Source organism: Streptomyces sp. SPB162 (genome assembly GCF_029504575.1).
Classification (GTDB): Bacteria; Actinomycetota; Actinomycetes; order Streptomycetales; family Streptomycetaceae; genus Actinacidiphila.
Genome location: NZ_JAQFII010000001.1, coordinates 3,913,017 through 3,934,515, shown reverse-complemented (window position 1 = coordinate 3,934,515; position 21,499 = coordinate 3,913,017). Strand labels below are relative to the sequence as shown.

General features: G+C 69.9%; 19 protein-coding genes, 1 pseudogene and 1 riboswitch. Of the genes and pseudogenes, 10 read left to right on the top strand and 10 right to left on the bottom strand.

Annotated elements, in window-relative coordinates:
- Positions 1-50: 50 nt before the first annotated feature.
- Entirely contained in the window at positions 51-875 is an 825-nt protein-coding gene (locus M2266_RS17920) for a MerR family transcriptional regulator (protein WP_277439097.1), read from the bottom strand.
- Between the two features lie 98 nt (positions 876-973).
- Here M2266_RS17920 and M2266_RS17915 point away from each other — a divergent pair, with 98 nt between their 5' ends.
- The 5 genes from M2266_RS17915 (at position 974) to M2266_RS17895 (ending at position 6,667) form a co-directional block, all read left to right on the top strand.
- Positions 974-2,392 (top strand): serine hydrolase domain-containing protein, encoded by a 1,419-nt coding sequence (locus M2266_RS17915; protein WP_277439096.1) that lies wholly within the window; start codon positions 974-976, stop codon positions 2,390-2,392.
- 218 nt (positions 2,393-2,610) lie between these two features.
- On the top strand, positions 2,611-3,252 hold the full coding sequence (locus M2266_RS17910) for a DUF4097 family beta strand repeat-containing protein (RefSeq protein ID WP_277439095.1): 642 nt from the start codon (positions 2,611-2,613) through the stop codon (positions 3,250-3,252).
- Between the two features lie 180 nt (positions 3,253-3,432).
- Positions 3,433-4,077 (top strand): haloacid dehalogenase-like hydrolase, encoded by a 645-nt coding sequence (locus M2266_RS17905; RefSeq protein ID WP_277439094.1) that lies wholly within the window; start codon positions 3,433-3,435, stop codon positions 4,075-4,077.
- 324 nt (positions 4,078-4,401) lie between these two features.
- The gene (locus M2266_RS17900) at positions 4,402-5,850 is read left to right on the top strand and encodes a globin domain-containing protein (RefSeq protein WP_277439093.1); all 1,449 of its coding nucleotides are present in this window, start codon (positions 4,402-4,404) and stop codon (positions 5,848-5,850) included.
- Between the two features lie 37 nt (positions 5,851-5,887).
- Positions 5,888-6,667 carry a pyridoxamine 5'-phosphate oxidase family protein gene (locus tag M2266_RS17895; protein ID WP_277441248.1) on the top strand — a complete coding sequence of 260 codons (780 nt, stop codon included), beginning with the start codon at positions 5,888-5,890 and terminating at the stop codon, positions 6,665-6,667.
- A 158-nt stretch (positions 6,668-6,825) separates the two neighbouring features.
- On the opposite strand, the gene M2266_RS17890 is transcribed toward M2266_RS17895, so the two are convergent.
- The 4 genes from M2266_RS17890 to M2266_RS17875 form a co-directional block, all read right to left on the bottom strand.
- A complete protein-coding gene (locus M2266_RS17890; protein WP_277439092.1) occupies positions 6,826-7,338 on the bottom strand; it encodes an NUDIX hydrolase in 513 nt (170 codons plus the stop codon).
- Between the two features lie 143 nt (positions 7,339-7,481).
- Positions 7,482-8,381 carry a LysR family transcriptional regulator gene (locus tag M2266_RS17885; RefSeq protein ID WP_277439091.1) on the bottom strand — a complete coding sequence of 300 codons (900 nt, stop codon included), beginning with the start codon at positions 8,379-8,381 and terminating at the stop codon, positions 7,482-7,484.
- Between the two features lie 211 nt (positions 8,382-8,592).
- Entirely contained in the window at positions 8,593-9,777 is a 1,185-nt protein-coding gene (locus M2266_RS17880) for a cystathionine gamma-lyase (RefSeq protein ID WP_277439090.1), read from the bottom strand.
- Positions 9,778-9,903: 126 nt separating this feature from the next.
- Positions 9,904-10,281: a phage holin family protein gene (locus M2266_RS17875; protein WP_277439089.1), complete on the bottom strand. Its 378-nt coding sequence runs from the start codon at positions 10,279-10,281 to the stop codon at positions 9,904-9,906.
- A gap of 58 nt (positions 10,282-10,339) precedes the next feature.
- On the opposite strand from M2266_RS17875, the gene M2266_RS17870 reads away from it, so the two are divergent.
- Positions 10,340-10,657 carry a cupin domain-containing protein gene (locus M2266_RS17870; RefSeq protein ID WP_277439088.1) on the top strand — a complete coding sequence of 106 codons (318 nt, stop codon included), beginning with the start codon at positions 10,340-10,342 and terminating at the stop codon, positions 10,655-10,657.
- A gap of 153 nt (positions 10,658-10,810) precedes the next feature.
- Positions 10,811-11,029, top strand: a complete 219-nt coding sequence (locus M2266_RS17865) for a DUF5326 family protein (RefSeq protein WP_269273576.1) — start codon at positions 10,811-10,813, stop codon at positions 11,027-11,029.
- Between the two features lie 88 nt (positions 11,030-11,117).
- Here M2266_RS17865 and M2266_RS17860 read toward each other — a convergent pair whose 3' ends face one another.
- Positions 11,118-12,458 carry a YibE/F family protein gene (locus tag M2266_RS17860; protein WP_277439087.1) on the bottom strand — a complete coding sequence of 447 codons (1,341 nt, stop codon included), beginning with the start codon at positions 12,456-12,458 and terminating at the stop codon, positions 11,118-11,120.
- Positions 12,459-12,519: 61 nt separating this feature from the next.
- A riboswitch (TPP riboswitch) is annotated at positions 12,520-12,632 on the top strand.
- Here M2266_RS17860 and thiC point away from each other — a divergent pair.
- From thiC to M2266_RS17845, 3 genes and pseudogenes are all read left to right on the top strand, one after another.
- A pseudogene (gene thiC, locus M2266_RS17855) lies at positions 12,626-14,531 on the top strand (phosphomethylpyrimidine synthase ThiC). It overlaps the preceding riboswitch by 7 nt.
- A 141-nt stretch (positions 14,532-14,672) precedes the next feature.
- The gene (locus tag M2266_RS17850) at positions 14,673-15,413 is read left to right on the top strand and encodes a DUF4241 domain-containing protein (protein ID WP_277439086.1); all 741 of its coding nucleotides are present in this window, start codon (positions 14,673-14,675) and stop codon (positions 15,411-15,413) included.
- 52 nt (positions 15,414-15,465) lie between these two features.
- The gene (locus tag M2266_RS17845) at positions 15,466-15,597 is read left to right on the top strand and encodes a thiamine biosynthesis protein ThiC (protein ID WP_277439085.1); all 132 of its coding nucleotides are present in this window, start codon (positions 15,466-15,468) and stop codon (positions 15,595-15,597) included.
- A gap of 143 nt (positions 15,598-15,740) precedes the next feature.
- On the opposite strand, the gene M2266_RS17840 is transcribed toward M2266_RS17845, so the two are convergent.
- From M2266_RS17840 to M2266_RS17825, 4 genes are all read right to left on the bottom strand, one after another.
- A complete protein-coding gene (locus M2266_RS17840) occupies positions 15,741-17,195 on the bottom strand; it encodes an amino acid permease (RefSeq protein ID WP_277439084.1) in 1,455 nt (484 codons plus the stop codon).
- Between the two features lie 155 nt (positions 17,196-17,350).
- Positions 17,351-18,307, bottom strand: a complete 957-nt coding sequence (locus tag M2266_RS17835) for a hypothetical protein (RefSeq protein WP_277439083.1) — start codon at positions 18,305-18,307, stop codon at positions 17,351-17,353.
- Positions 18,308-19,030: 723 nt separating this feature from the next.
- A complete protein-coding gene (locus tag M2266_RS17830) occupies positions 19,031-19,930 on the bottom strand; it encodes a hypothetical protein (protein ID WP_346780903.1) in 900 nt (299 codons plus the stop codon).
- 148 nt (positions 19,931-20,078) lie between these two features.
- Positions 20,079-21,137 (bottom strand): metallophosphoesterase, encoded by a 1,059-nt coding sequence (locus M2266_RS17825; protein WP_346780902.1) that lies wholly within the window; start codon positions 21,135-21,137, stop codon positions 20,079-20,081.
- Positions 21,138-21,499 lie beyond the last annotated feature (362 nt).

Sequence of the window (21,499 nt, the reverse complement as noted above, 5' to 3'; positions counted from 1 at the left end):
GCGGCGGTCCACGCCGTTCCGGGACGTCGGGCGCACCCGGTCGCGGAGGGTCAATCCTGGGCGATGGGTTCCTGCAGCTCGGTGACCCACTTGTCGTGGTCCTCCGGGCATTCGAGGTAGAGCTCACGGGCATAGCCGGTGGAGCGCGCGCCGGCGGAGTCGATCCACCGGCCCAGGGTCTGGGCCGTGGACACGATGTTCTCCATGGACCCGCGGTGCACGATCGTGGCGGCGCTCCCGATCGCCGGCAGGTCCACGACCGCGAAGTCCTGGCCGGCCGCCGGTTCGGCGGAGACGGTCAGTCCCGCGTGGACGGTGATCGCGCCGTCGCCCTGGGGAGCGTCCTCGTAGTAGGCGACCCCCGGCCCGGTGACGGCCACGCCCGCGGCCGCCAGCCGGCGGGTCAGCTCGTCGTAGAGCGGAGTGATCACCGGCCCGATGTGCTCGGGTCCGAAACCGGCGGCCGTGCCGGTCAGTTCGGCCACCCGGACCGCTGGAATGCGCTTGACCACGACGTCGTCGGAAGCCATACGTCCCTCACTCTCGATGGTGCGGAGCCTCGCCTCGACATGGGTCAGCCGCGTGGCGGCGGCCGCCATGACCTCCTCCAGCTCTGCCCGCCGCAGTCGCAGCATGCCGCGCAACTGCTCGGCGCTCACCTGCTCGTCCAGGATCGACCCCACCTGTTCGAGGCTGAAGCCGAGGTCCTTGAGAGCGATGACGCGGTTGAGGCGGGACAGCTGACCGGCTTCGTAGAAGCGGTAGCCGCTGGTGGGGTCGACACGGGCGGGCCGCAGCAGCCCGATCGCGTCGTAGTGGTGCAGCATGCGGACCGATACCCGGCCGTGCTTGGCGAAATCTCCGATGGTGAACATGACGTCTCCCAGTGCAGGCCCTCACACAGTGTGAGAGTCAAGCTCCGCCATCGGAAATCCATGGAGGCGCCGGCAGCGTCTCTGCGAGGCTGTCCCGCATGCCCGAGACACCTGAACCACCGGCCACACCGTCCGCGGCTCAGCCCGCCGTACCGGCCGCCGAGGAACTGCTTCCCTCCACCCGGCGCGCCCTGCTGCACCGGCTCGCCAGAGCACAGTCCGAGGGCCGGACACCGTCGATGGTGGGTGCGGTGGTGCGGGACGGGGCCACGGTCTGGACGAGCGGCCGCAGCATGGTGGAAGGGCACGGCCCCGACGGGGACACCCAGTACCGCATCGGGTCGCTGACCAAGAGCTTCGTCGCGGTGCTGGTCATGCGGCTGCGGGACGAGGGCCTGCTGGACCTGGTGGACCCCCTCGAGCTGCACCTGCCCGGTGCCGCGCCGGGCGGTGCGACGATCGCCCAACTCCTCGCGCACACCTCGGGACTGGCGGCCGAGACCCCCGGTCCCTGGTGGGAGCGCACCTCGGGTGAGCTGCGGCCGGAGCTGGCCGACGTGCTCGGCGCGGCGCCGCTGAAGCATCCGGTCGGCCGCGTCCACCACTACTCCAACCCGGGGTTCGCCCTGCTCGGCGCTCTCGTGGAGCGGCTGCGGGGGAAGCCGTGGGGCGAGGTGCTGCGCGCCGAGGTGCTGGAACCCCTGGGCATGGCTCGGACGACGCTGTTGCCGCGGGCGCCGCACGCGGGCGGCTGGGCGGTGCACCCGTGGGCCGACGTGATGCAGCCGGAACCGCTGCATGACACGGGGCGGATGGCACCGGCCGGCCAGCTGTGGTCCACGGCGGACGACCTGTGCCGTTGGGCGGTGTTCCTGAGCGCGGGTGACGAGCGGGTGCTGAGCGCCGCGTCCGTCGCCGAGATGCGTACCCCGGCCGCGGCGCCGGCCGGGGCGGACTGGGACCCCGGATACGGGCTGGGCCTGCAGTTGCTGCGCCGTGACGGCCGGCTGCTGGCGGGGCACACCGGGTCGATGCCGGGCTTCCTGGCGGCGCTGTGGGTGAGCGTCGAGGACGGCGTGGGAGCACTGGTGCTGACCAACGCCACGTCCGGGCCGCAGGTGACCGCCGCCGCGGCCGACCTGGTGGCGATCGTGGCGGACAACGAGCCGCGCTTCCCCGTGCCGTGGCGCCCGCGGTCGTCGGCGGAACCGGCCCTGCTGGCGCTCACCGGCCCCTGGTACTGGGGCACCAACCCGTTCGTGCTGCGGCTGGGCGCGGAGCGCGACGTCGAGCTGGCGGCGCTGGACGAGCGGGGCCGCGGCGCCCGGTTCAGGGCGGAGCCCGACGGTACATGGACCGGTCTCGACGGCTATTACGCGGGCGAGACGCTGCGCGTGGTGAGGGGCGACGACGGCGAGGTGCGCCATCTCGACCTGGGGTCCTTCGTGTTCACCCGGGAGCCCTACGACGCGGCCGCCGACGTGCCGGGAGGCGTGGATCCCGACGGCTGGAGGTAGTGCTAGCACCCCTACCAAGAGGCCTGATGCCCGCATGGGACGGAGCGAGAGCGGACCTTACGTTGGCTGTGGAGCGTCGGACGAGGGTTCCGGCGATCGGGGAGACTGCGATGACAGCCAAGCGTTCCGCCGTACTGATCGTGTCCGCGCTGGTTCTGGGAGCCGCGTTGACGGGCTGCGACGGGGTGAGCCTCCATCGCTCTCCGGAGCACAAGGCCGTGGACGACGCGAAGGTCGCGGGGCCGGTGAGCGCCGTCGAGGTGGGCAGGGGAAGCGGTGATGTCCGGATCCGGCCGGGCACGGGTGGCGGTGCCACCATTCACCGGACCGTGCGCTACCACGGTGACGGCAAGCCGGCTCCCGGGCAGAAGGTCGAGAACGGCCGGCTGACGTTCACCGACGGGTGTGACGACTGCTCGATCGATTACGAACTGACGGTGCCCGCCGGGGTGAGCGTGACGGTGAGCACCGGCAGCGGGGACGTGGATGTGCAGGGAGTGGCGTCGGCGAACCTGAGGACGGGTTCGGGCGATATCGATGTCTCCGGGATCGCGGGTGCGTTGACGACTTCGGCCGGTTCGGGTGATCTGACCGCCACCGGGCTCGGCGGATCCGATGTCAGCGCGACCGCGGCGTCGGGCGAGATCCGGCTGACGTTCGTCAGGGCGCCGCAGAAGCTCGCGATCAAGGCTTCATCGGGCGATGTCACCGTTCACCTGCCTGGCGGTCCGTACGCGACCGATGTCAGCACGGGTTCGGGAGACGAGCACGTGTCGGTGCCGACCGATCCGTCGGCCGCCGCGCGCATCCAGGTGAAGACGGGCTCCGGTGATGTCACGCTCAGCCGCGTGCAATCCTGATCCAGCCCCAAGGGGGCGGTGACGTTCCACGGCCGCGATGTTCCACGTGGAACATCGCCCGGGGCGCGTTCGTACGGCGATCTGTCGCGCAAAACAGGTGGCCTGACCGGGGCTCCCCGTCGCACGCTGGGAGCGCACCCCCGCACCGGCGGGATCGGCGAGGCAAGAGGAGACGCCCGCGTGGCACGGCTGCACATCTTCGACATGGACGGCACCTTGATGCACGGATCCTCGGCCAGTCTGGAGCTGGCCCGGGAGCTGGACATGGTCGAGGAGATCACGGAGCTGGAGCTCCGGCTGATCCGCGGCACGCTGGACCCGCCGGGGTTCGCGGAGCGGGTGTACGCCATGTGGACGACACTGACCGAGGAGCGGCTGAAGGCCGCCTTCGAGGGTGCGCCGTGGCTGGACGGCATACGCGAGGTCTGGACGGAGATCACCGATCGTGGCGAGCACTGTGCGGTGATCTCCCTGTCGCCGGACTTCTTCGTGACGCGGCTGCGCGCGTGGGGCGTGCACGAGGCGCGCTCCTCGGTCTTCCCCCCGGTGCCCTTCGCGCCCGAGGCGGTGCTCGATCCGGCGGGGATCCTGGTGCCCGAGTCGAAGGTGAGCATCGCCGATGAGCTCTGCGTCCAGTACGGGGTGACGCGGGCGGACTGCGTGGCCTATGGGGACTCGCTGTCGGACGCGGCGCTGTTCGGGGTGGTGCCGACTTCGGTGGCGGTAAATGGTGACCACTATGTGCGGGATCTGGCCACTCATGCCTATACAGGACGCGACTTGCGTGAGGCTTATGAGCTGGTGAATCAATTCGACCGCAGATGACAAAATGTGGCCGCTTCTGCTACCCGGATGACCTTGCGCAAACCGAATTCCGCGAGTTTGTGGGAAGGGTCACGAAGTTCGGCCAACGTGCTGGGATGAATTGGCCAACTGGGGTTGCTGAACAGCAGGTTCCGGGTATGGTCGACTCCGTTCGAGCGCCTCGGGCCTCCGCCGTAAGCCGATGGATCCTAACCCGCATGCATCCCCGTTTCCTGCACTTCCGGCTATTTGTCCGATGCGCCGCCCCTGCGTGACACGCTCTCACCCCACTACGCGTGACACACGTCGGGAAATCGACCGGGGAAGTTCGAGGCGAAGCTCACGATGGACGCTCTGACCACCAACGCGGCCGAGACGGATCCGAACCGGGGTTGGTTCACGCCGCCGGAACGGGAACCCGACGCGCCGCACGGCACGGCGGACGGCGGTGATTCCGAGATACCCAGCAGGTCCCCGGCCGCCATAAGACCCGTCGGCAGGGCCGCCACCCGCAAGCAGCGTGCGCAGGACGAAGCCCAGGAGCGGGCGGAGCAGGCGCCCGGCGCCGCGCCGCCGTCCACCCCGGACCCCGTCCCGGCCTTCCTGACGGACCCCGCGCCCGCGGCGCCGCGCCCCACCGTCCAGGAGGCCGCGCCGACCTCCCCGGCCTCGCCGGACGCGCTGTTGATCCGGCGGACCATGGAGGAGATCGGCCCGGTCGCCGACCGGACCACCAGCTACTTCTACGCCCTGCTGTTCATCCGCCACCCGGAACTGCGGGAGCTCTTCCCCGCGGCCATGGACGCCCAGCGCGACCGGATCCTGAAGGCGCTGCTGACCGCGGCCGACAACATCGACAACACCCAGTACCTGGTCGAGTACCTGTCCAACCTCGGCCGCGGCCACCGCAAGTACGGCACGCGGCCGGAGCACTACCCCGCCGTCGGCGAGGCCCTGATCGGGGCGCTCAGCAAGTACGCCGCGGCGGTCTGGGACCCGGTGACCGAGGCCGCGTGGGTGCGCGCCTATACGGTGATCTCGCAGGTGATGATCGACGCGGCCGCCGCCGACGAGCGCTCCACACCGCCGTGGTGGCAGGCCGAGATCGTCTCCCACGAGCCCCGCACCTCAGACATCGCCGTGGTGACCGTGCGGCCCGACCAGCCGTACCCGTTCCTGGCCGGCCAGTACACGTCGCTCGAAACCCCCTGGTGGCCACGGGTGTGGCGGCACTACTCCTTCGCGTCGGCGCCCCGCTCGGACGGTCTGCTCTCCTTCCACGTCAAGGCGGTCCCGGCGGGCTGGGTCAGCAACGCGCTGGTGCACCGCGCGCGGCCGGGCGACGTCATCCGGCTCGGGCCGCCGGCCGGTTCCATGGTCATCGACCACACCACGGACAGCGGACTGCTGTGCGTCGGGGGCGGTACCGGCATCGCGCCGATCAAGGCGCTGGTCGAGGACGTCGTTGAGCACGGCCGCAGGCGTTCGGTCGAGGTCTTCTACGGTGCGCGCCACGACCACGACCTGTACGACCTCGACACCATGCTCCGCATGGCGGAGGAGCACCCCTGGCTCTCGGTGCGGCCGGTGGTCGCCGACACCCCGAGCGGCAGCCTGTCGGGGCCCCTGCCGGACATCGTGCGGCAGTACGGCCCGTGGGAGAGGTACGACGCCTTCCTCTCGGGGCCGCCCGGCATGATCCGCAGCAGCATGGACGCGCTCGTCGGCGGCGGTATGCCCTCGCATCGGATACGGCACGACGCACTGGAGGAACTGGTGGCGGCGGGTGACTAGCCGGGCGGAGCGACCCGGCAGCGACGGCGAGCACCTGATGCAGACCGAGCTGGGCACGGGCGGACGTGCCGACCGGTTCTACGACGATCAGGTGCGGGACCGGCTCAATCCGAGGATGCGGGAGTTCGTCGCCCGGCAGGAGATGTTCTTCCTGTCCACGGCGGACCGGCGCGGGGAGTGCGACAGCACCTTCCGGGCCGGACCGGCCGGCTTCGTGCGGGTCCTCGACGACCGGACGCTGACGTACCCCGAGTACCGGGGCAACGGTGTCATGGCCTCGCTCGGCAACATCCGCGAGAACCCGCACGTCGGGATCCTGCTGATCGACTTCGCCCAGGACCGGATCGGGCTGCACATCAACGGCCGCGCGCTGCTGGTCCCGGACGAGCGGATGCGCGCCGAGCACCCCGACCTGCCGGAGGATCCGGTGCCCGGTCGGCGTCCGCAGATGTGGGTCGCGGTGGAGGTCGAGGAGGCCTACATCCACTGCTCGAAGCACATCCCGCGGCTCGTCAAAGCGCCGTTGCAGAAAGGTTTCGCCACAGGCGGCGGCCGGTCGTGGGGCACCGACGACGTGCGCCGCAAGGGCGGCGACCACTTCGGGGCGGCCGCCGAACGGCGGCCGGTGCAGCCGGTGGAGGCCCCGGTGCCGGTGCCTGTGCCGGTCCCCGGGCACGTCTCCGTGCCGCGGGCTCCGGAACCCGCGCCGGTAGCCGCGGGGCGGCGGACGGCGTCCGCACAGCCCGGACCGGCGGAGCGGCCGTCGGCCCGGCGCGGTGGATGGCTTCGCGGCTGGTTCCCCCGGCAGGCAGGCTGACCGGCTCCAGCCGAACGGGCGCCCGGCGGAGGCTCCGCCGGGCGGCCTCCGGCCCCGTTCGGCCCGAGTCGGGAGCGCTCGGCCCGGGTCTCGGCCGCTCAGCCGGGGTCGGGAGCGCTCGGCCCGGGTCGGGAGCGCTCGGCCCCGGTCTCGGCCGCTCAGCCCAGGTCCGGGCCGATCAGTCCCAGTACGCCTTCGATGTTCGCGTCGAGGTAGTGCCGCAGTGTCAGCGGGACCACCTCGACCGAGGCCAGTCCGACCCGGGTGAACGGCACGCGGACGACGTCATACGTCCCGCACGGGTCGTCCATCTCGGGGCCGTGCCGGAGGGCCGGGTCCATCGAGGCGAGCCGGCACGCGAAGAAGTACTGCACCTTCACACCGTGGGCGCCGTTCTCCGCGATGTGCTCGACGGAGTCGACGAAGGCCGGGACCACGTCGGTGATCTTGGCCCCCAGCTCCTCGTCCACTTCACGGTGCAACGCGTCGACGACCGAGGGGTCGTCGTCCTCCACACCGCCGCCCGGAGTGATCCAGTACGGGGCGAGGCCGGGCTTGGTGCGCTTGATGAGGACCATGCAGTCGCCGTCGAACAGGATCGCCCGGGCGGTGCGCTTGACCACCGGGCGGGTGGCCGGGACTTCGACCGGAGCTTCGTTCTCCTGGGGCATGGTTGAGATCTGCCGCGACACGGGGATCGACAAACACACCGGGGGCGGTGAATCGGAGCTATCGGTTCCTGTTGGCGCCGTACCCGGCCTCACCGGATCCGTGCCGAGGCGTGTTGATCACGTCCTCGAGCTGCCGGAACGGGTCACCAGTCCTGCGCGGCGGTCAGCAGCCGTTCGTGCGCCCGGGCGAGCCGGGGCAGGGCGAGCGTGCCGGCCCGGGTGGCCAGGAAGTAGGTCCGCAGCGGTGGCACGGGAGGCTCCAGCAGCAGGGTGATCTCACCGGCGGCGAGCGCGGCAGCGCACAGGTAGCGCGGCAGGACGGCCAGCCCGACCCCGTCGCGCACGCAGTCCAGGACGGCGCGCAGGTCGGGGACGACGACCGCGGGATTACGGGTGGGCCTGGCGTCGAAGACGGCCGCCCAGTACTGGGACAGCAGCCGGCACTCCTCGTCGCAGGTGACGACGGGCAGGTCGTCGAGCAGCTGCGGGCCATGGTCGCGCACCCCGTGCGGGCCGCCGGACTGCTCCAGCCACCGGGGCGAGGTGACCAGGGCGTACTCCTCGTCCCACAGCGGTACGGCCGCTATCAGCCGGTCGCGGGGCTGCACACTGACGACGGCCAGGTCGTGATGGCCGGCGGCGAGCCCGGCCAGCGCTTCGTCGTCGCCGCTGAGCGAGACCCGCAGGTGCAGTCCGTCGGCGACCAGCGGCGCCAGGGCGGGCAGGATGCGCAGCGCGGTGAATTCGGACGGGCCGGCCAGGTGCAGGCTGTGGGCGCCGGGGCCGTCCTCGTCGGGGGCCGCCGCGGTGATCTCCAGCAGTGCGTCGAGGTGCGGCGCGACCTTGTGCGCGAGCTCGTCGCCGACGGTGGTGGGGGCCACGCCGCGGGGCAGCCGCAGGAAGAGCGGGCGGCCGACCTGCCGTTCCAGCGTGCGTATCTGGCCGGTGACGGCGGGCTGGGACAGGCCCAGGAGCTGGGCGGCCCGGGTGAACGAGCCGGCCCGGTGGACGGTCACGAAGGTGCGCAGGAGAGCCAGGTCCACCTTGGTCTCCTCACCGCCAAAACCTGACAAACCGTCAAGTATAACTTTATCGATAGGTCGTACCAACTACTGTGATTGGACACTGACGCAGAGTCAACTAGCCTAGTTCGAGCGCATCTTCGCGCGTTGCGCCAGGGCGGTTCGAGCCACGAGGGGGGAGGCTCGAACCGTCCCTTCTGCGTACAGCTTCTTGCATATATGCGTAGAGGCTCTACTTGGCGGCGTCCAGGGCGCGGGTGACATCGGAGACGATGTCGGCCGCGTCCTCCACGCCCACCGAGAAGCGGATGAAACCGGGCGGAACCGCGTCACCGCCCCAGCGGGCCCGACGCTCGGCCGTGCACTGGACGCTTCCGAAACTCGTCGCCTCGACGGTGATCCGCAGCGCGGCGAGGAAGCGCTCGGCATGCTCCTTGTCGGGCAGCGTGAAGGAGACGACGCTGCCGAAACGGCGCATCTGGGCGGCGGCGAGCGGGTGCGCCGGGTCGGTGGACAGGCCGGGGTGGCGCAGCTCGGTCACCTCCGGGCGCTCGGCGAGTGCCGTGGCCAGCTCCAGGGCGTTGGCGGCCTGCCGGTCCACCCGCAGCGCGAGGGTGGCCAGCGAACGGTGCGCGAGCCAGGTCTCCATGGGGCCGGGGATGGCGCCGACGGTCTTGCGCCAGAGCAGGGTCTGCTCGTGCAGCTCGGGGTCGCGCGTGGTCACGTAGCCGAGCAGCAGGTCGCCGTGGCCGGTCAGGGCCTTGGTGCCGCTGGCGACCGAGAAGTCGGCGCCGAGGTCGAGCGGGCGCTGGCCGAGCGGGGTGGCCAGGGTGTTGTCGACAGCGACGAGGGCGCCCGCCGCGTGCGCGGCGTCGGCCAGCCGGCGGATGTCGCAGACGTCCAGGGCGGGGTTGGACGGCGTCTCCAGCCACAGCAGGCGCGCGCCCTCCAGCACGTCCAGCTGGGCGTCGCCGCGGGTCGGCGCGAGCCGCACGGTGACGCCGTACGACTCCAGCCGCTTCTGCAGCGTCCGGGTCGTGTTGTAGCAGTCGGAGGGCAGGACGACGGTGTCGCCCGCGCTCAGCTGCGACAGGAGCACGGCGGAGACCGCGGCCATTCCCGAGGCGAAGACGGTGGTCCTGGCGGACGGGTCGGCGGGGGACTCCAGCTCGGAGATCGCCTGTTCCAGCAGGGTCCAGGTCGGGTTCTGGTCCCGGCCGTAGGTGTACGGGCCCGTCGCGTCGCCGGGCAGGTGGAAGTGCGAGACGAAGGTGGGGCCGGGCAGCGAGGGCTCATACGGCCGCGCGGGCGGGCGCCCGGCGTGGACGCTGCGCGTGCTGTCGCCTCCGGCGGTGTCGCCACCGGGGGCGTCATCACCGGCGGTGGCGGCGCTTTCGTCGCGGTCGTACTCGGCCATCGGTGCCTCCTGGGACTGGGGTCGCGCCACGGTTTCGCGCGTGCGCGCTGGGTCCAGTCAACCCGATGCGGGGCGGGGGCCGAGCCCCCCGGGCCCGGCCCCCGTCTGCGGGCGTAACGGCATCGCTCAGTCCTCGTCCGGCAGGAGCATGTTCAGCGCCCAGGAGACGATGCTGATGATCAGGCCGCCGAGCAGCGCCGCCCAGAAGCCCTCGACGTGGAAGTCGAGGCTGAGCTTCCCCGCCAGCCACGAGGTGAGCAGCAGCATCAGGGCGTTCACGACCAGCGTGATCAAGCCCAGGGTGAGGATGAACAACGGGAACGACAGCAGCTTGACGACCGGCTTGACCAGCCAGTTCACCAGTCCGAAGACCACGGCGACCAGGATGACGGTGAGCACCTTGTGCCAGGTGTCGTCGCCGGTGAGGGTGATGTTCTTGACCAGCCAGATGGCCACACCGAGGGCCCCGGCGTTGGCGAGCGTCTTGACGACGAAATTCTTCATGGTGTGATCGTGGCAGAACTGATCGTCCGGGCAAGAGTTGCGACGAAGGAGAGCTGCGATGAAGGTGTTCCGGCTGGACGACCTGGAGGCGGAGCGGGCCGCCAACAACGGCGCCTACCTCAGTTTCCTGCGGGAACGGAACATGTCAGCGGGCCTGTACGCGCTCCAGACAGGCGAGCTGGACACGCAGGCGCCGCACGGACAGGACGAGATCTACCTGGTCGTGAGCGGCCGGGCGGCGATCACCGTGGGGGAGGAGACGACGACGGTGGCACGAGGCAGCGTCGTCTATGTGCCGGCCGGGGTGGCACACCGCTTCCACCACGTGACGGAGGACCTGCGGGTCATGGTCGTCTTCTCGCCGCCGGAGGCCTGAGCCCCCGCGGCCGGGGGTTACTGAGGGTCGTACCCCGAGGCTCCGTAGGGGGACGGTCAGGGAAGGATCGGGTCCGTCACCCCTCCGCCGGCCCCCTCCGCGGCTCTAGAGTCGAAGCACGGGGACAACGAAGGAACCTGGAGGGAAACAGTCATGGAAGAGCTGGTCAAGGGTCTGCCCTGGTGGATCAAGTGGGTCGCGATCCCGGTGATCGCTCTCGTCGTCTTCGGCGGCCTGATCATGAGCTTGATCGGATTCGTCATCGGTCTGCTGTTCAAGGTGCTGGTCTTCGCCGTGCTGGTCGGCGGGCTGATCTTCCTGGTGAAGAAGTTCACCTCGGGGTCCTCGTCCTCCTCGCACCGTGACTGGTAATCCGTCGGGGGGCCGGAACCCGTACATCGCGCCTGGTGGGCGCCAGGGCGGGGGCGGCGCGGCGCGATGACGCGCCCCGCCCCCGCCGCTACGACCTCCCCCTGCGCCGGTGGCTTCCGCCGGTCCTCGCGGGGGGAATCTCCCCCGCCTTCGGCGGACTCGTCTTCGTATCGTGCCGATCGGCACTGACGACGAGCGCCGCCAGCAGGGTCGTCAGGGGGACCGACGCGACCAGGCCGATGCTGCCGACCAGCGTCCGTACGATCTCCTCCGCCACCAGCTCGCTCCCGGCGACCCGCAGCACCCCGCTGCGCGCCACCGAGAACAGCAGCAGCAGCGGCAGCGCCGCACCGGCGTACGCCATCACCAGCGTGTTCACCACGGACGCGATGTGGTCGCGGCCGATCCGCATGCCGGCGCCGTAGAGCTTGCGCCAACTCGCTTCGGGGTCAGCGTCCTTGAGCTCCCACACCGCCGCGGTCTGGGTGACGGTCACGTCGTCCAGGACGCCCAGCGAGCCGATGATGACGCCGGCCAGCAGCAGCCCCTTGATCTCGATGCCCGGGTAGAGGACGTGGACGAGCCCGGTCTCGTCCGAGGTGTTGCCCGTCAGATGCGCCCAGGAGATGAAGACCGAGCCGAGGATCCCGATCAGGAAGAGCGAGCACAGCGTGCCGATCACGGCCACCGACGTACGGGCGTTGAGCCCGTGGCACAGGTAGAGCGCGATCAGCATGATCGCGCTGCCGCCGACCACCGCCACCAGCAGCGGGTCGTGGCCGTGCAGGATGGCCGGGAGGATGAACAGCGTCAGGACCGCGAAGCTGATGACCAGCGCGACCAGGGCCATCAGCCCGCGCAGCCGACCGACGGCGATCACGGCGAGCGCGAAGATCCCGGCCAGCAGTGCCAGCGGGAACCCGCGGTCGACGTCGGTCACCGCGTACTGCAACTCCTTCGGGGCGTCGGGCGCGTACGCCACCACGACGCCCTGGCCCACCGTGTAGCGGCGGGTCTGGTCGGGGTGCACGATCTCGGTGAACGTCCGGCCCGCGTCCTTCCCCGTTGTGACCTCGATGGTCGCCTTGGCACAGCGTTCCGACGCGGTTGTGGCGGTGCCCGGTGCCGACGGGGCCGCCTGCGGTGCGTTCGCCCCGCCGCCGTTCGCGTCGGCGCACGCGATGTCGTCGATCCCGGTGACCCGCGCCTGCTGCGTCTGCTGGTCGAACCCGACGCCGGTGTGCGCGTGCTGCGGGACCCCGCCGGGCCACAGCAGGATCAGCCCGGCGAGCACTGCGGCGGCGAACGGGACCAGAACCACCGCGACGACCTTGCGCAGGTGCTTCGAGACCGGCGGCACCGGACCGTGGCCGTGGGAGTGGCCGGGGGTGGGCGAGTGGGTGTGCGGCGACGTCTGCGGGGTGTCCACGGGTCGATCATCGCAAGACCCCCTGGTGTGCGTTCGTCCGCAACCGCTACCGTGGGGGCACCTTTGCAATCGCGGGAGCTCGGAGCACCGGGCTGAGAGGGCGCTGAAGATCTGCGCCGACCGCTGAACCTGTTACCGGGTAATGCCGGCGTAGGGAGTTGGGTCTCATGACCACGCAGGATGCACGCATGCCTGTCTCCGCTCAGTCCGTTTCGACGGAAAAGCCCGTTTCGACGGAGCGGTCCGTCGCCGCGGAGCCGCCCGTACCGACGGAGCAGCCCGTACCGACGGAGCAGCCCGTACCGACGGAGCAGTCCGTCGCTCCGCGCAAGCGCGAGCCCGGCTGGCACAAGGGCTACCTGACCGGCACCAGGCCGGACATCCAGGTCCCCGTGCGCCAGGTGCACCTCACCACCGGCCGTGACGTGACGCTGTACGACACGTCGGGGCCGTACACCGACCCGAACGTCACCACCGACGTCCGCCGCGGCCTGGCGCCGCTGCGTGAGAACTGGATCATCGGCCGCGGCGACACCGAGGAGTACGCGGGCCGCCCGGTCCGCCCCGAGGACGACGGGATCAAGCACACCTCCCCCCGCGGCGGTCTGCGCAACCTCGACGCGGTCTTCCCCGGCCGCCCCCGGACGCCCCGCAGGGGGCGGGACGGGCAGGCGGTGACGCAGCTGGCGTACGCCCGCCGCGGCGACGTCACCCCGGAGATGGAGTACATCGCGATCCGCGAGAACGTCTCCCCCGAGGTGGTGCGCGAGGAGATCGCGGCCGGCCGGGCCGTCATGCCGATGAACGTGAACCACCCCGAGATCGAGCCGATGATCATCGGCAAGCGGTTCCTGGTGAAGGTCAACGCCAACATCGGCAACTCCGCGGTCACCTCCTCGATCGAGGAGGAGGTGGACAAGATGACGTGGGCCACCAAGTGGGGCGCCGACACGGTCATGGACCTGTCCACCGGCCGCAACATCCACACCACCCGCGAGTGGGTGCTGCGCAACTCCCCCGTGCCCATCGGCACCGTCCCCCTCTACCAGGCGCTGGAGAAGGTCGACGGCAAGGCCGAGGAGCTGACCTGGGACGTCTACCGCGACACCGTCATCGAGCAGGCCGAGCAGGGCGTCGACTACATGACGGTCCACGCCGGCGTGCTGCTGCGGTACGTCCCGCTGACCGCCCGCCGCAAGACCGGCATCGTCTCGCGCGGTGGCTCGATCATGGCCGCGTGGTGCCTCGCGCACCACAAGGAGTCGTTCCTCTACGAGAACTTCGAGGAGCTCTGCGACATCCTCGCCTCCTACGACGTCACGTACTCGCTCGGCGACGGCCTGCGCCCCGGCTCCATCGCCGACGCCAACGACGAGGCACAGTTCGCGGAGTTGCGGACGCTGGGCGAGCTGAACACCATCGCCAAGCGGCACAACGTGCAGACGATGATCGAGGGCCCCGGGCACGTCCCGATGCACAAGATCAAGGAGAACATCGACCTCCAGCAGGAGATCTGCGAGGAGGCGCCGTTCTACACGCTCGGCCCGCTCACCACCGACGTCGCCCCCGCCTACGACCACATCACGTCGGGCATCGGCGCCGCGATGATCGCCTGGTGGGGCACCGCGATGCTCTGCTACGTCACGCCCAAGGAGCACCTGGGCCTGCCCAACCGCGACGACGTCAAGACCGGCGTCATCACGTACAAGATCGCGGCCCACGCGGCGGACCTGGCCAAGGGCCACCCGGGGGGCGCAGGACTGGGACGACGCGCTGTCCGACGCCCGCTTCGAGTTCCGCTGGGAGGACCAGTTCAACCTGGCGATGGACCCGGACACGGCGCGGGACTTCCACGACGAGACGCTGCCGGCCGACGGCGCCAAGACCGCGCACTTCTGCTCCATGTGCGGTCCCAAGTTCTGCTCGATGAAGATCAGTAGAAGCATCACCGAGCAGTTCGCTCCTGATCTGGCCTCTTCCGCTTCAGAGGAGGAGATCGAGGCAGGGATGCTGGAGAAGTCCAAGGAGTTCGCAGCCGCGGGCAACCGGGTCTATCTGCCGCTCGCTGACTGACAGGCTCACGGCGGTGCTCGCGGTCGTGGGCCGTGGGCACCGCCTCTGCATGTCGTAGCCACCCGCTACGGTTCGCCCAAAAGCCGATGGCAGGCGGGCTGCCAGATGCGGAGGGGCACGGCGGTGAGCGGCGAAGCAGCCATGGTGACGGTGTCGTACGCGGAGGGGTGGGATCTGTCCTCCGCCACCACTATCGGGCTGCTCTCGCGGTCCGAGGCGGAGGCGCGGGATCTCGCCCACTTGCGCGAGCTCTTCGAACCCGGAACACGCCTTGCGACGCGGTTCCAGCCCGAGATGACGGTCGAAGCGGTGCGCGAGATCGCGGCGCTGCGGGTGCCCAGCGGCAGACTTGCCGTCGCCGATCCCCTCACGGGAGGGAAGGTCGGCTGCCGTGAGCTGTCCGAGCGGATTCCACCCGGCGTGTATCCGCTACAGGCCGCTGTGGTCGCGTACGAGGGGGAGTACGAGGACCATCGCTTCCCGGTCGAGGAGGAGGTGGCCATCCGTCTGCTGGTCGACGCGGAACCGCCGGCTTCCTGGGAACTGGCGCTGTCCGGTGGCGACGATCCCAGGCTGCTGCGGGAAGGTGAGATCTTCGGATTCGGCACCGACGGCGCCACCGGATGCTTCGCCGACGCCTCGGAGTGGAACCTGCTCACGGACAAGTTCCGCCGGTATCTCGTGGATGGCCACGATGATGAGGGAGAGACCATCGACGAGGGGTACATGCGTATCTCGAACGACGCCAGTGGCACCGACCTCGTGTCTTTCTGCACCGCGGGAGACGGGACGTTCCCGGTCTGGCTGGGGCGCTCGGACGCCGGGAAGCTCGTGTCCGTGGTCGTCGTCCTCGAGTTCCTCCCCGACCTGCGAGTCCTGTGAGCGCCTTCGGCCTCCTCCCGTGTCGGCGATGTCCGGGCGGTGACTGTCCTCGATGAAGATCGGCCGGAACATCCGCAAGGAGCACGGCGGGGATCTGCTGCTGGTCCCGGAGGCCGGGATGCGGCAGAAGTCCGCGGAGTTCGCGGCGAGCGGGAACCGGGTCTACCTGCCGCTGGCGGACTGACGACAGTCCGCTGAGGACGGCCGGTCGACGGCGTACACGCGTGAGGTCCCGGTGGGGGCGATTCCCACCGGGACCTCTGTACGGCACGGACGTCGGGTCGTTCAGGTCGTTCAGGTCATTCGGGTGGATCGGTTACCGCCGGGTCAGATCAGGTCCATGGCGGCCACTTCGTCGGGGCGGCCGTAGCTGACCGGGCCCTGGAAGCGCTTCCGCGCGGTGGCGAACCACCAGACGGTGGCGATGATCAGCACCACACCCAGCGCGATGGGGGCGTAGTTGAACGTGGTCGAGTTGATCGGGGAGGTCTGCGGCAGCATGAACAGCACGCTGCTGAGGACGATCCAGGTCACGGCGACGATTCCGACGATCGTGCTGTAGCGCCCGAGGTTCCAGGGGCCGGGAACGAACTCGTCGCCCAGGCACAGCCGCAGGAAGATGGGCACGGCGTAGGCGAGGAACAGGCCCACGACGTTGACGCTCACGATGGCGGTGAACGCGGTGTGTGACCACCAGCCCGGCAGCACCAGCACGATGGAGCAGGCCGCCGCGAGCCAGACCGCCTTGACGGGCGTACGGGTGCGCGGCGAGACCGAGTGCCACCACCGCGAACCGGGCATCGCACCGTCGCGGGAGAACGCGAAGATCTGCCGGGTGTTGCTCGTCATGTTGGCCAGACCGCAGAACAGCATGGCGCCGATCACGATCAGCAGCAGCAGTTTGGCGGTGCCCATGCCGAGCGCGTCGATGAGGATCTGCACCGGCGGGGCGGCGGAGCTCGCTTCGGTGGCGTAATCGCGAATCGCGTACACCAGGGCGAGCATGAGAATGAGGCCGATACCCGCCGAGTAGGCGATCGACCGCATGATGCCCTTGGGCGCGTTGACCGTGGCCTGCACGGTCTCTTCCGACATGTGGAAACTGCCGTCGAAGCCGGTGAAGGTCCAGCTCGTGACGAGCAGGCCGAGCATGGCGCCGTAAATGCCGTTGGAGAAACCGGTGTTGTTCTCGAAATGCGTTATGAAGGAAGCCGACTGGTGGTGGTCGGGGATGAAGGTCAGGCAGACGACGATCACGACCATGCCGATGAACAGCCACCACACGGAGATACGGTTCAGCACGGCGATCAGCTGCACGGTGTAGGTGTTGGCCAGTGCCTGCAGCAGGAGGATCAACGCCGTGATGCCCACGGTGCGCTGCGCCGTCACTTCGTAGTCGTTCCACTGCATCGCGATGAAGGCCTGGATGAACGTGGCGGCGGCATAGCCGGTGGCGGCCGTCCCGCCCACCTGGCCGACGAAGTTCAGCCAGCCCGTGTACCAGGACCAGGCGCCGCGGTGCCGCTTGGCGAGCTTGCCCGCGGAGAAGTACAGCGCGCCACTGGTGGGATAGGCGGAGGCGATCTCCCCCATCGAGGCGCCCACGAACAGCACCATGATGGACACGCCTATCCAGCCGAATATGAGAATCCGCGGGCCGCCGGCCGCCATACCGAAGCCGAACGAGGAGAAGATTCCCGCGATGATGTTGATGATCGTGAAGGAGATCGCGAAGTTGTCGAACGCGCGGAACCGCCTGGTGAGTTTCCGCGGATAACCCATGGCATGCAGCGTCGCGTCGTCGTCGAGGGCGGCGTCGGGCGCTGGTGGACGAAGGTTCTTCGAATGTGAGAGAGATCTTTGCTCGGTCACAACCGCAGCCTTTCTGAGGAGGGGATGGCGGGGGCTTCGTCGTGCGATGTGGAGCGGAAAATGGTTCAGGCGGCACTCGGTACCGGTAGCCCGCACAGCTTCCTGGCCCTGGTCAGCTGTTCCTCGGGTGCGCCGAACGCACTCCAGGGCATGCGGGACGCATACGGTCCCGACGTCGTCAGGACTTCCCGGGCCTCGAACTCGAGCTTCCCCATGACCAGGGCGTGCGCCAGGTAGGCCAGATCGAGCACCGGGGTGAACCGGTACTTGGCCGTCTCGGGGAACCAGTGGGTGTAGATCCCCATCGTGGTCGCCTTCCACTGGGGCTGTTCCCACGTGCGGTCCGCCAGCAGGGCGGAGGAGTCGTAGTCCTCGACCAGCGCCACCAACGGCAGCAGCCGCAGGGGGGAGGAGGTCGGTGCCCGGTGGCTCAGGAACGAGGCGACGTCCCACCGCGCGCTCGCCGAGCCGCCGTTGCGCGTGAAGAAGAAGGCGAGGAACCGGTGGTGCGCCTCGCGGTGCCAGGGGTCGAGCCGCAGGATGTGGGCGAACAGGTACCAGGGGCCGGTCGGCTCCGTCAGCAGCCCGCGCGGGGCGGGGTCGCGGGGCCGCTGGAGCCGGGTCAGCGCCAACTGGGTCACCCAGGGGGTCGGGTCGGAGGGGAGCAGCTCCGAGGCCCGCTCGCACGCGCCCTGCGCTATGCGGAGCAGCGCGCCCTCACGGAGGTCGCCCGCGTCGGCCATACGTAACGCGCGGAGCATCGCGACCCGTGCCCACAGAAGCGCGGACTCGGCGCACGGATCCTCCGCCAGCCAGCGTTCCGCCAGGTCGGAGTCTGCTGCCTCGGAGGCGAGTACGAGGGAGCGGTGGGCCCGCACTTCGAAATCCCCTCGGGTCTCCTTCAGGATCTCGCTCGCGCTGCGGTACCGCCCGGCCTTCACATCCATGCACGCTTGCGCCAACTGACGATCATCGGCCGCCGGATGCCACACGTACTGCCCCTCGAACGAGCCAGCAGCCACTATCCCCCTCCAGATCCCGCAGACGACACCACCCGCACCCGCACATTCCGGTCACTTGAATTCAGCCTGACCGTCTGAATTCGGCCACGTACCCTCCGTAGATCCATCCGTGGCGGGTCACACCCTACTCATCATCAACTCGTATAGAAACCAGTCGCCCGGAGTAACCGCCTCCGCGTCAATTGCCCTCTCCCGCAATGGAGTCGGGGTCGAACGGTTCCGTCGGACCACGGGCGTTCGAGAGGAGGGATATCGTCCCGAAAACTATGTCTCTGGCATATGCCGGAACAGATGGGAATGTCTCCTCGTCCCGTGACCGGCCGATGTGGCGAGGACGTGGATGCGGCGCTGACCTGGGGAGTCGTGGAGGCGGCGGCTGGGAGCGCGCCCACGCGGAACGGGCCCGAGGCGGAAGTGTCCACGGGTTGGACCAAGGGCATCGGGCGCCGCTACGGGTTTACCTTTCAACCAGTCGAGCAACTGGAGGTCCCCGAAGTCGCGCCTTTCCGTGGCGAGTTCAGGTTCCTTCCGCTGTCCGCGTAGTCGGGGACGTCACCCGGCCCGGCGGCTCGCCGGCGTCGACACCGGGGTGAGCCGGGCTACGTCGTACCGCGTCCGACGCGCGTCGTAGGCCGCCCCGTGCGCCGCAAGGGTGCGGATGCCCACAATTTCTGCCTATGGGTGCGGACTCCAGCATTCCGCCCATATGCACAATCGCGAACGTTATCTCGGGCCCTCGTCAGGACCGGTGAAGTCGGGGCTCGAGAAGTCCGGGCTGGAGAAATCGGGACTGGAGAATCGGTGACCCGGTCCTGGGGATTCCTCGGGACCGGGACTGCTGAAGTCCGGTCGTGAATAGCCGAGTCGCGGCATTCGTGAGGGCTGGGTGCCGTTGGAGCGCGGAGGCTCGACGTCCGGATGGGGCGCCAGGGCGGCGTTCGCCCTGGCGTCGGCGAGGAAGGGCAGGACGCCGCGGTCGCGCAGGGCGCGTCTCCAGGCCTCGCGGGCGGCGGCTACCTCCGGCGGCAGCGAGTCCGCGTCGTCGTCATGTATGGCGCCGGCGCTGTCGCGCAGGGCGGTGAGGAGCAGGCCGACCATCCCGATCAGGATGCCGCACGTGGTGACGCCCGCGAAGAGCCAGCCGGCGGTGCGCAGCGGGGCCGCGATGGCGGGTTCGGGCGTCATGGCGTGCAGGACGTAGCCGATCAACAGGAAGATCAGGGCGGCGGTACCCGCCAGGATGGGCGTCAGCACGGCGACCACGGCGAACAGCCCGGCGCCGGAGCCGGCGGAGTCGGCCACGCCCATGGCGGCGTAGCTGAAAGCCCGGTGGTCGGCGGCGGTCACGGGGTCCGTCCGGCGGAGGAGGGCGGATTCCTCCAGGGCCTCGCGAATCTGGTCGCGGACTTTCCGGTACTGCTGGTATTCCGGCGCGGCGCAGGCGGAGATGGCCTCCGCGGCGCTCAGCGCCATGGTGCGGAGTTGCTCGGTGTTGAGCATGCCGTCATGCCCACCGTGCCCGCTGTGGTCGTCGTACCCGGTGTCCGCGGTGTGCAGTGCGTCGTCGAGGACTCGTTCGAAGTCCGGGCGGTCTTCGTTGAGCAGGTGTGGAGCGCTGTTCATGTGCATCCCCCGATGCTCCGTCTCCGGTGCCTCCCCGCTGTCTGAAGCCGGTCGGCCGGTGAAGCGGAGGAGAGCGTGCCTTACGGATATAGCGATGGTAGAGCGCGGAGGTGAGGGCGTGACAGAGTGCTTCCCGGAAATCTGGCGGTCAGGAAAGCGGCGGGAGTTCGGCGACCAGTAGACGGCCATCCATGGTTACGCCACCGTCCATTGCCAAAGCCAGGTTCTCGGCATATGCCATCGGGCCGTTGACGACCGGGGTGCGTTCCTCTCCGTCCGCGGTGTATTCGCCGCCGACCTCACCGAGCAGGTACGGGATGGGGCTGTGGCCGTGGACGACCTGCCGGCCGCCGTATGTGTCGAGCAGTTCGCGGGCGGCCTGCGGGCCGTTGTCACCGCGGAAGGCGAAGCGCTTGGTGAGCTTGCGGAACAGGTCCCAGCATTCGTCCGCGTCGCCGCGCTGGAGGATGCCGGTGACGGCGTCGTTCATCGCGTCGATGGTGGTGCCGTAGTCGAGGTACGCGGTGGTGTCGGAGTGCAGCAGCAGGTGACCGTCGGTCAGGTGCGCGGCGTCGAGCCGCGACATCCACGTCAGATGGCGGTCCTCCAGCCGGTCCATGTCGGAGGGCTGGCCGCCGTTGAGCCGCCAGGCGGCGAGGAACGAGGCGGTGCCGCCGGTGGAGTTGACGGGGGTGTCGCCGAAGCGGTGGGCGCCGAGCAGCAGCAGCTCGTGGTTGCCCATGATGGCCTTGGCGTAGCCGCCCGCGGCGGCCGCCTCGGCGGAGAGCTGCATGACGAGCTCGATGACGCCGACGCCGTCAGGACCGCGGTCGGTGAAGTCGCCGAGGAACCACAGCCGGGCGGTGCCCGCCGACCAGTGGCCCTCGGCGTCGATGAGGCCCTGGGCGTGGAGCGCCGTCCGCAGCTCGTCGATGTACCCGTGGACGTCGCCGACGACGTAGAGCGGACCGGGCCGCTCGGAGTCGACGGCAGTTATCACCGGGAGGTCGTGGGCGGTGGGGGTGTACTCCTCCGGCACCAGCGGAGTGTCCAGCTGGGTCGCCTCGTACCCGGCAGGGGGTGCGGCGACGGGCGGCTGGGCCGGAGCCGTCGGCGCGGCGAAGCCCGCGGGCGCGGCCGCCGGCCCGTCCTGAGCGAACGCGACGGCGACGCCGGGTGCGCCGAAGACGCCTGGCGTTCCCGGCACCCCGGGGGCGCCTGGAACGTCGGGGGCGCCGGCGAAGCCGTACGGCCCGTCGCCGGGCGCGGCTGGGTGACCCGGTCTCCCGACCGCCTTCCGGTCCAGCCTCAGGACCCGCGTCCGGACCCGCCGGACGCCAGCTCACCATCGCCTCGAGCACGGGCCCGTGACCTGCCCCCTGTGTCATCGACCCCTCCACCATCGCGCCGCCATCCGCCCATCATAGGAATGACGCTGTCGTGGTGTGACATACCTGGGTGCCGGGTTTTCGGCCGGTACCGACAAACACCCCCTAAATCGGCGTCCTGGGGCGGTCCGGCAGCTGAATCGGGTTCCGCTCGGACTCCTGCGACGACCCCTGAAGGGGT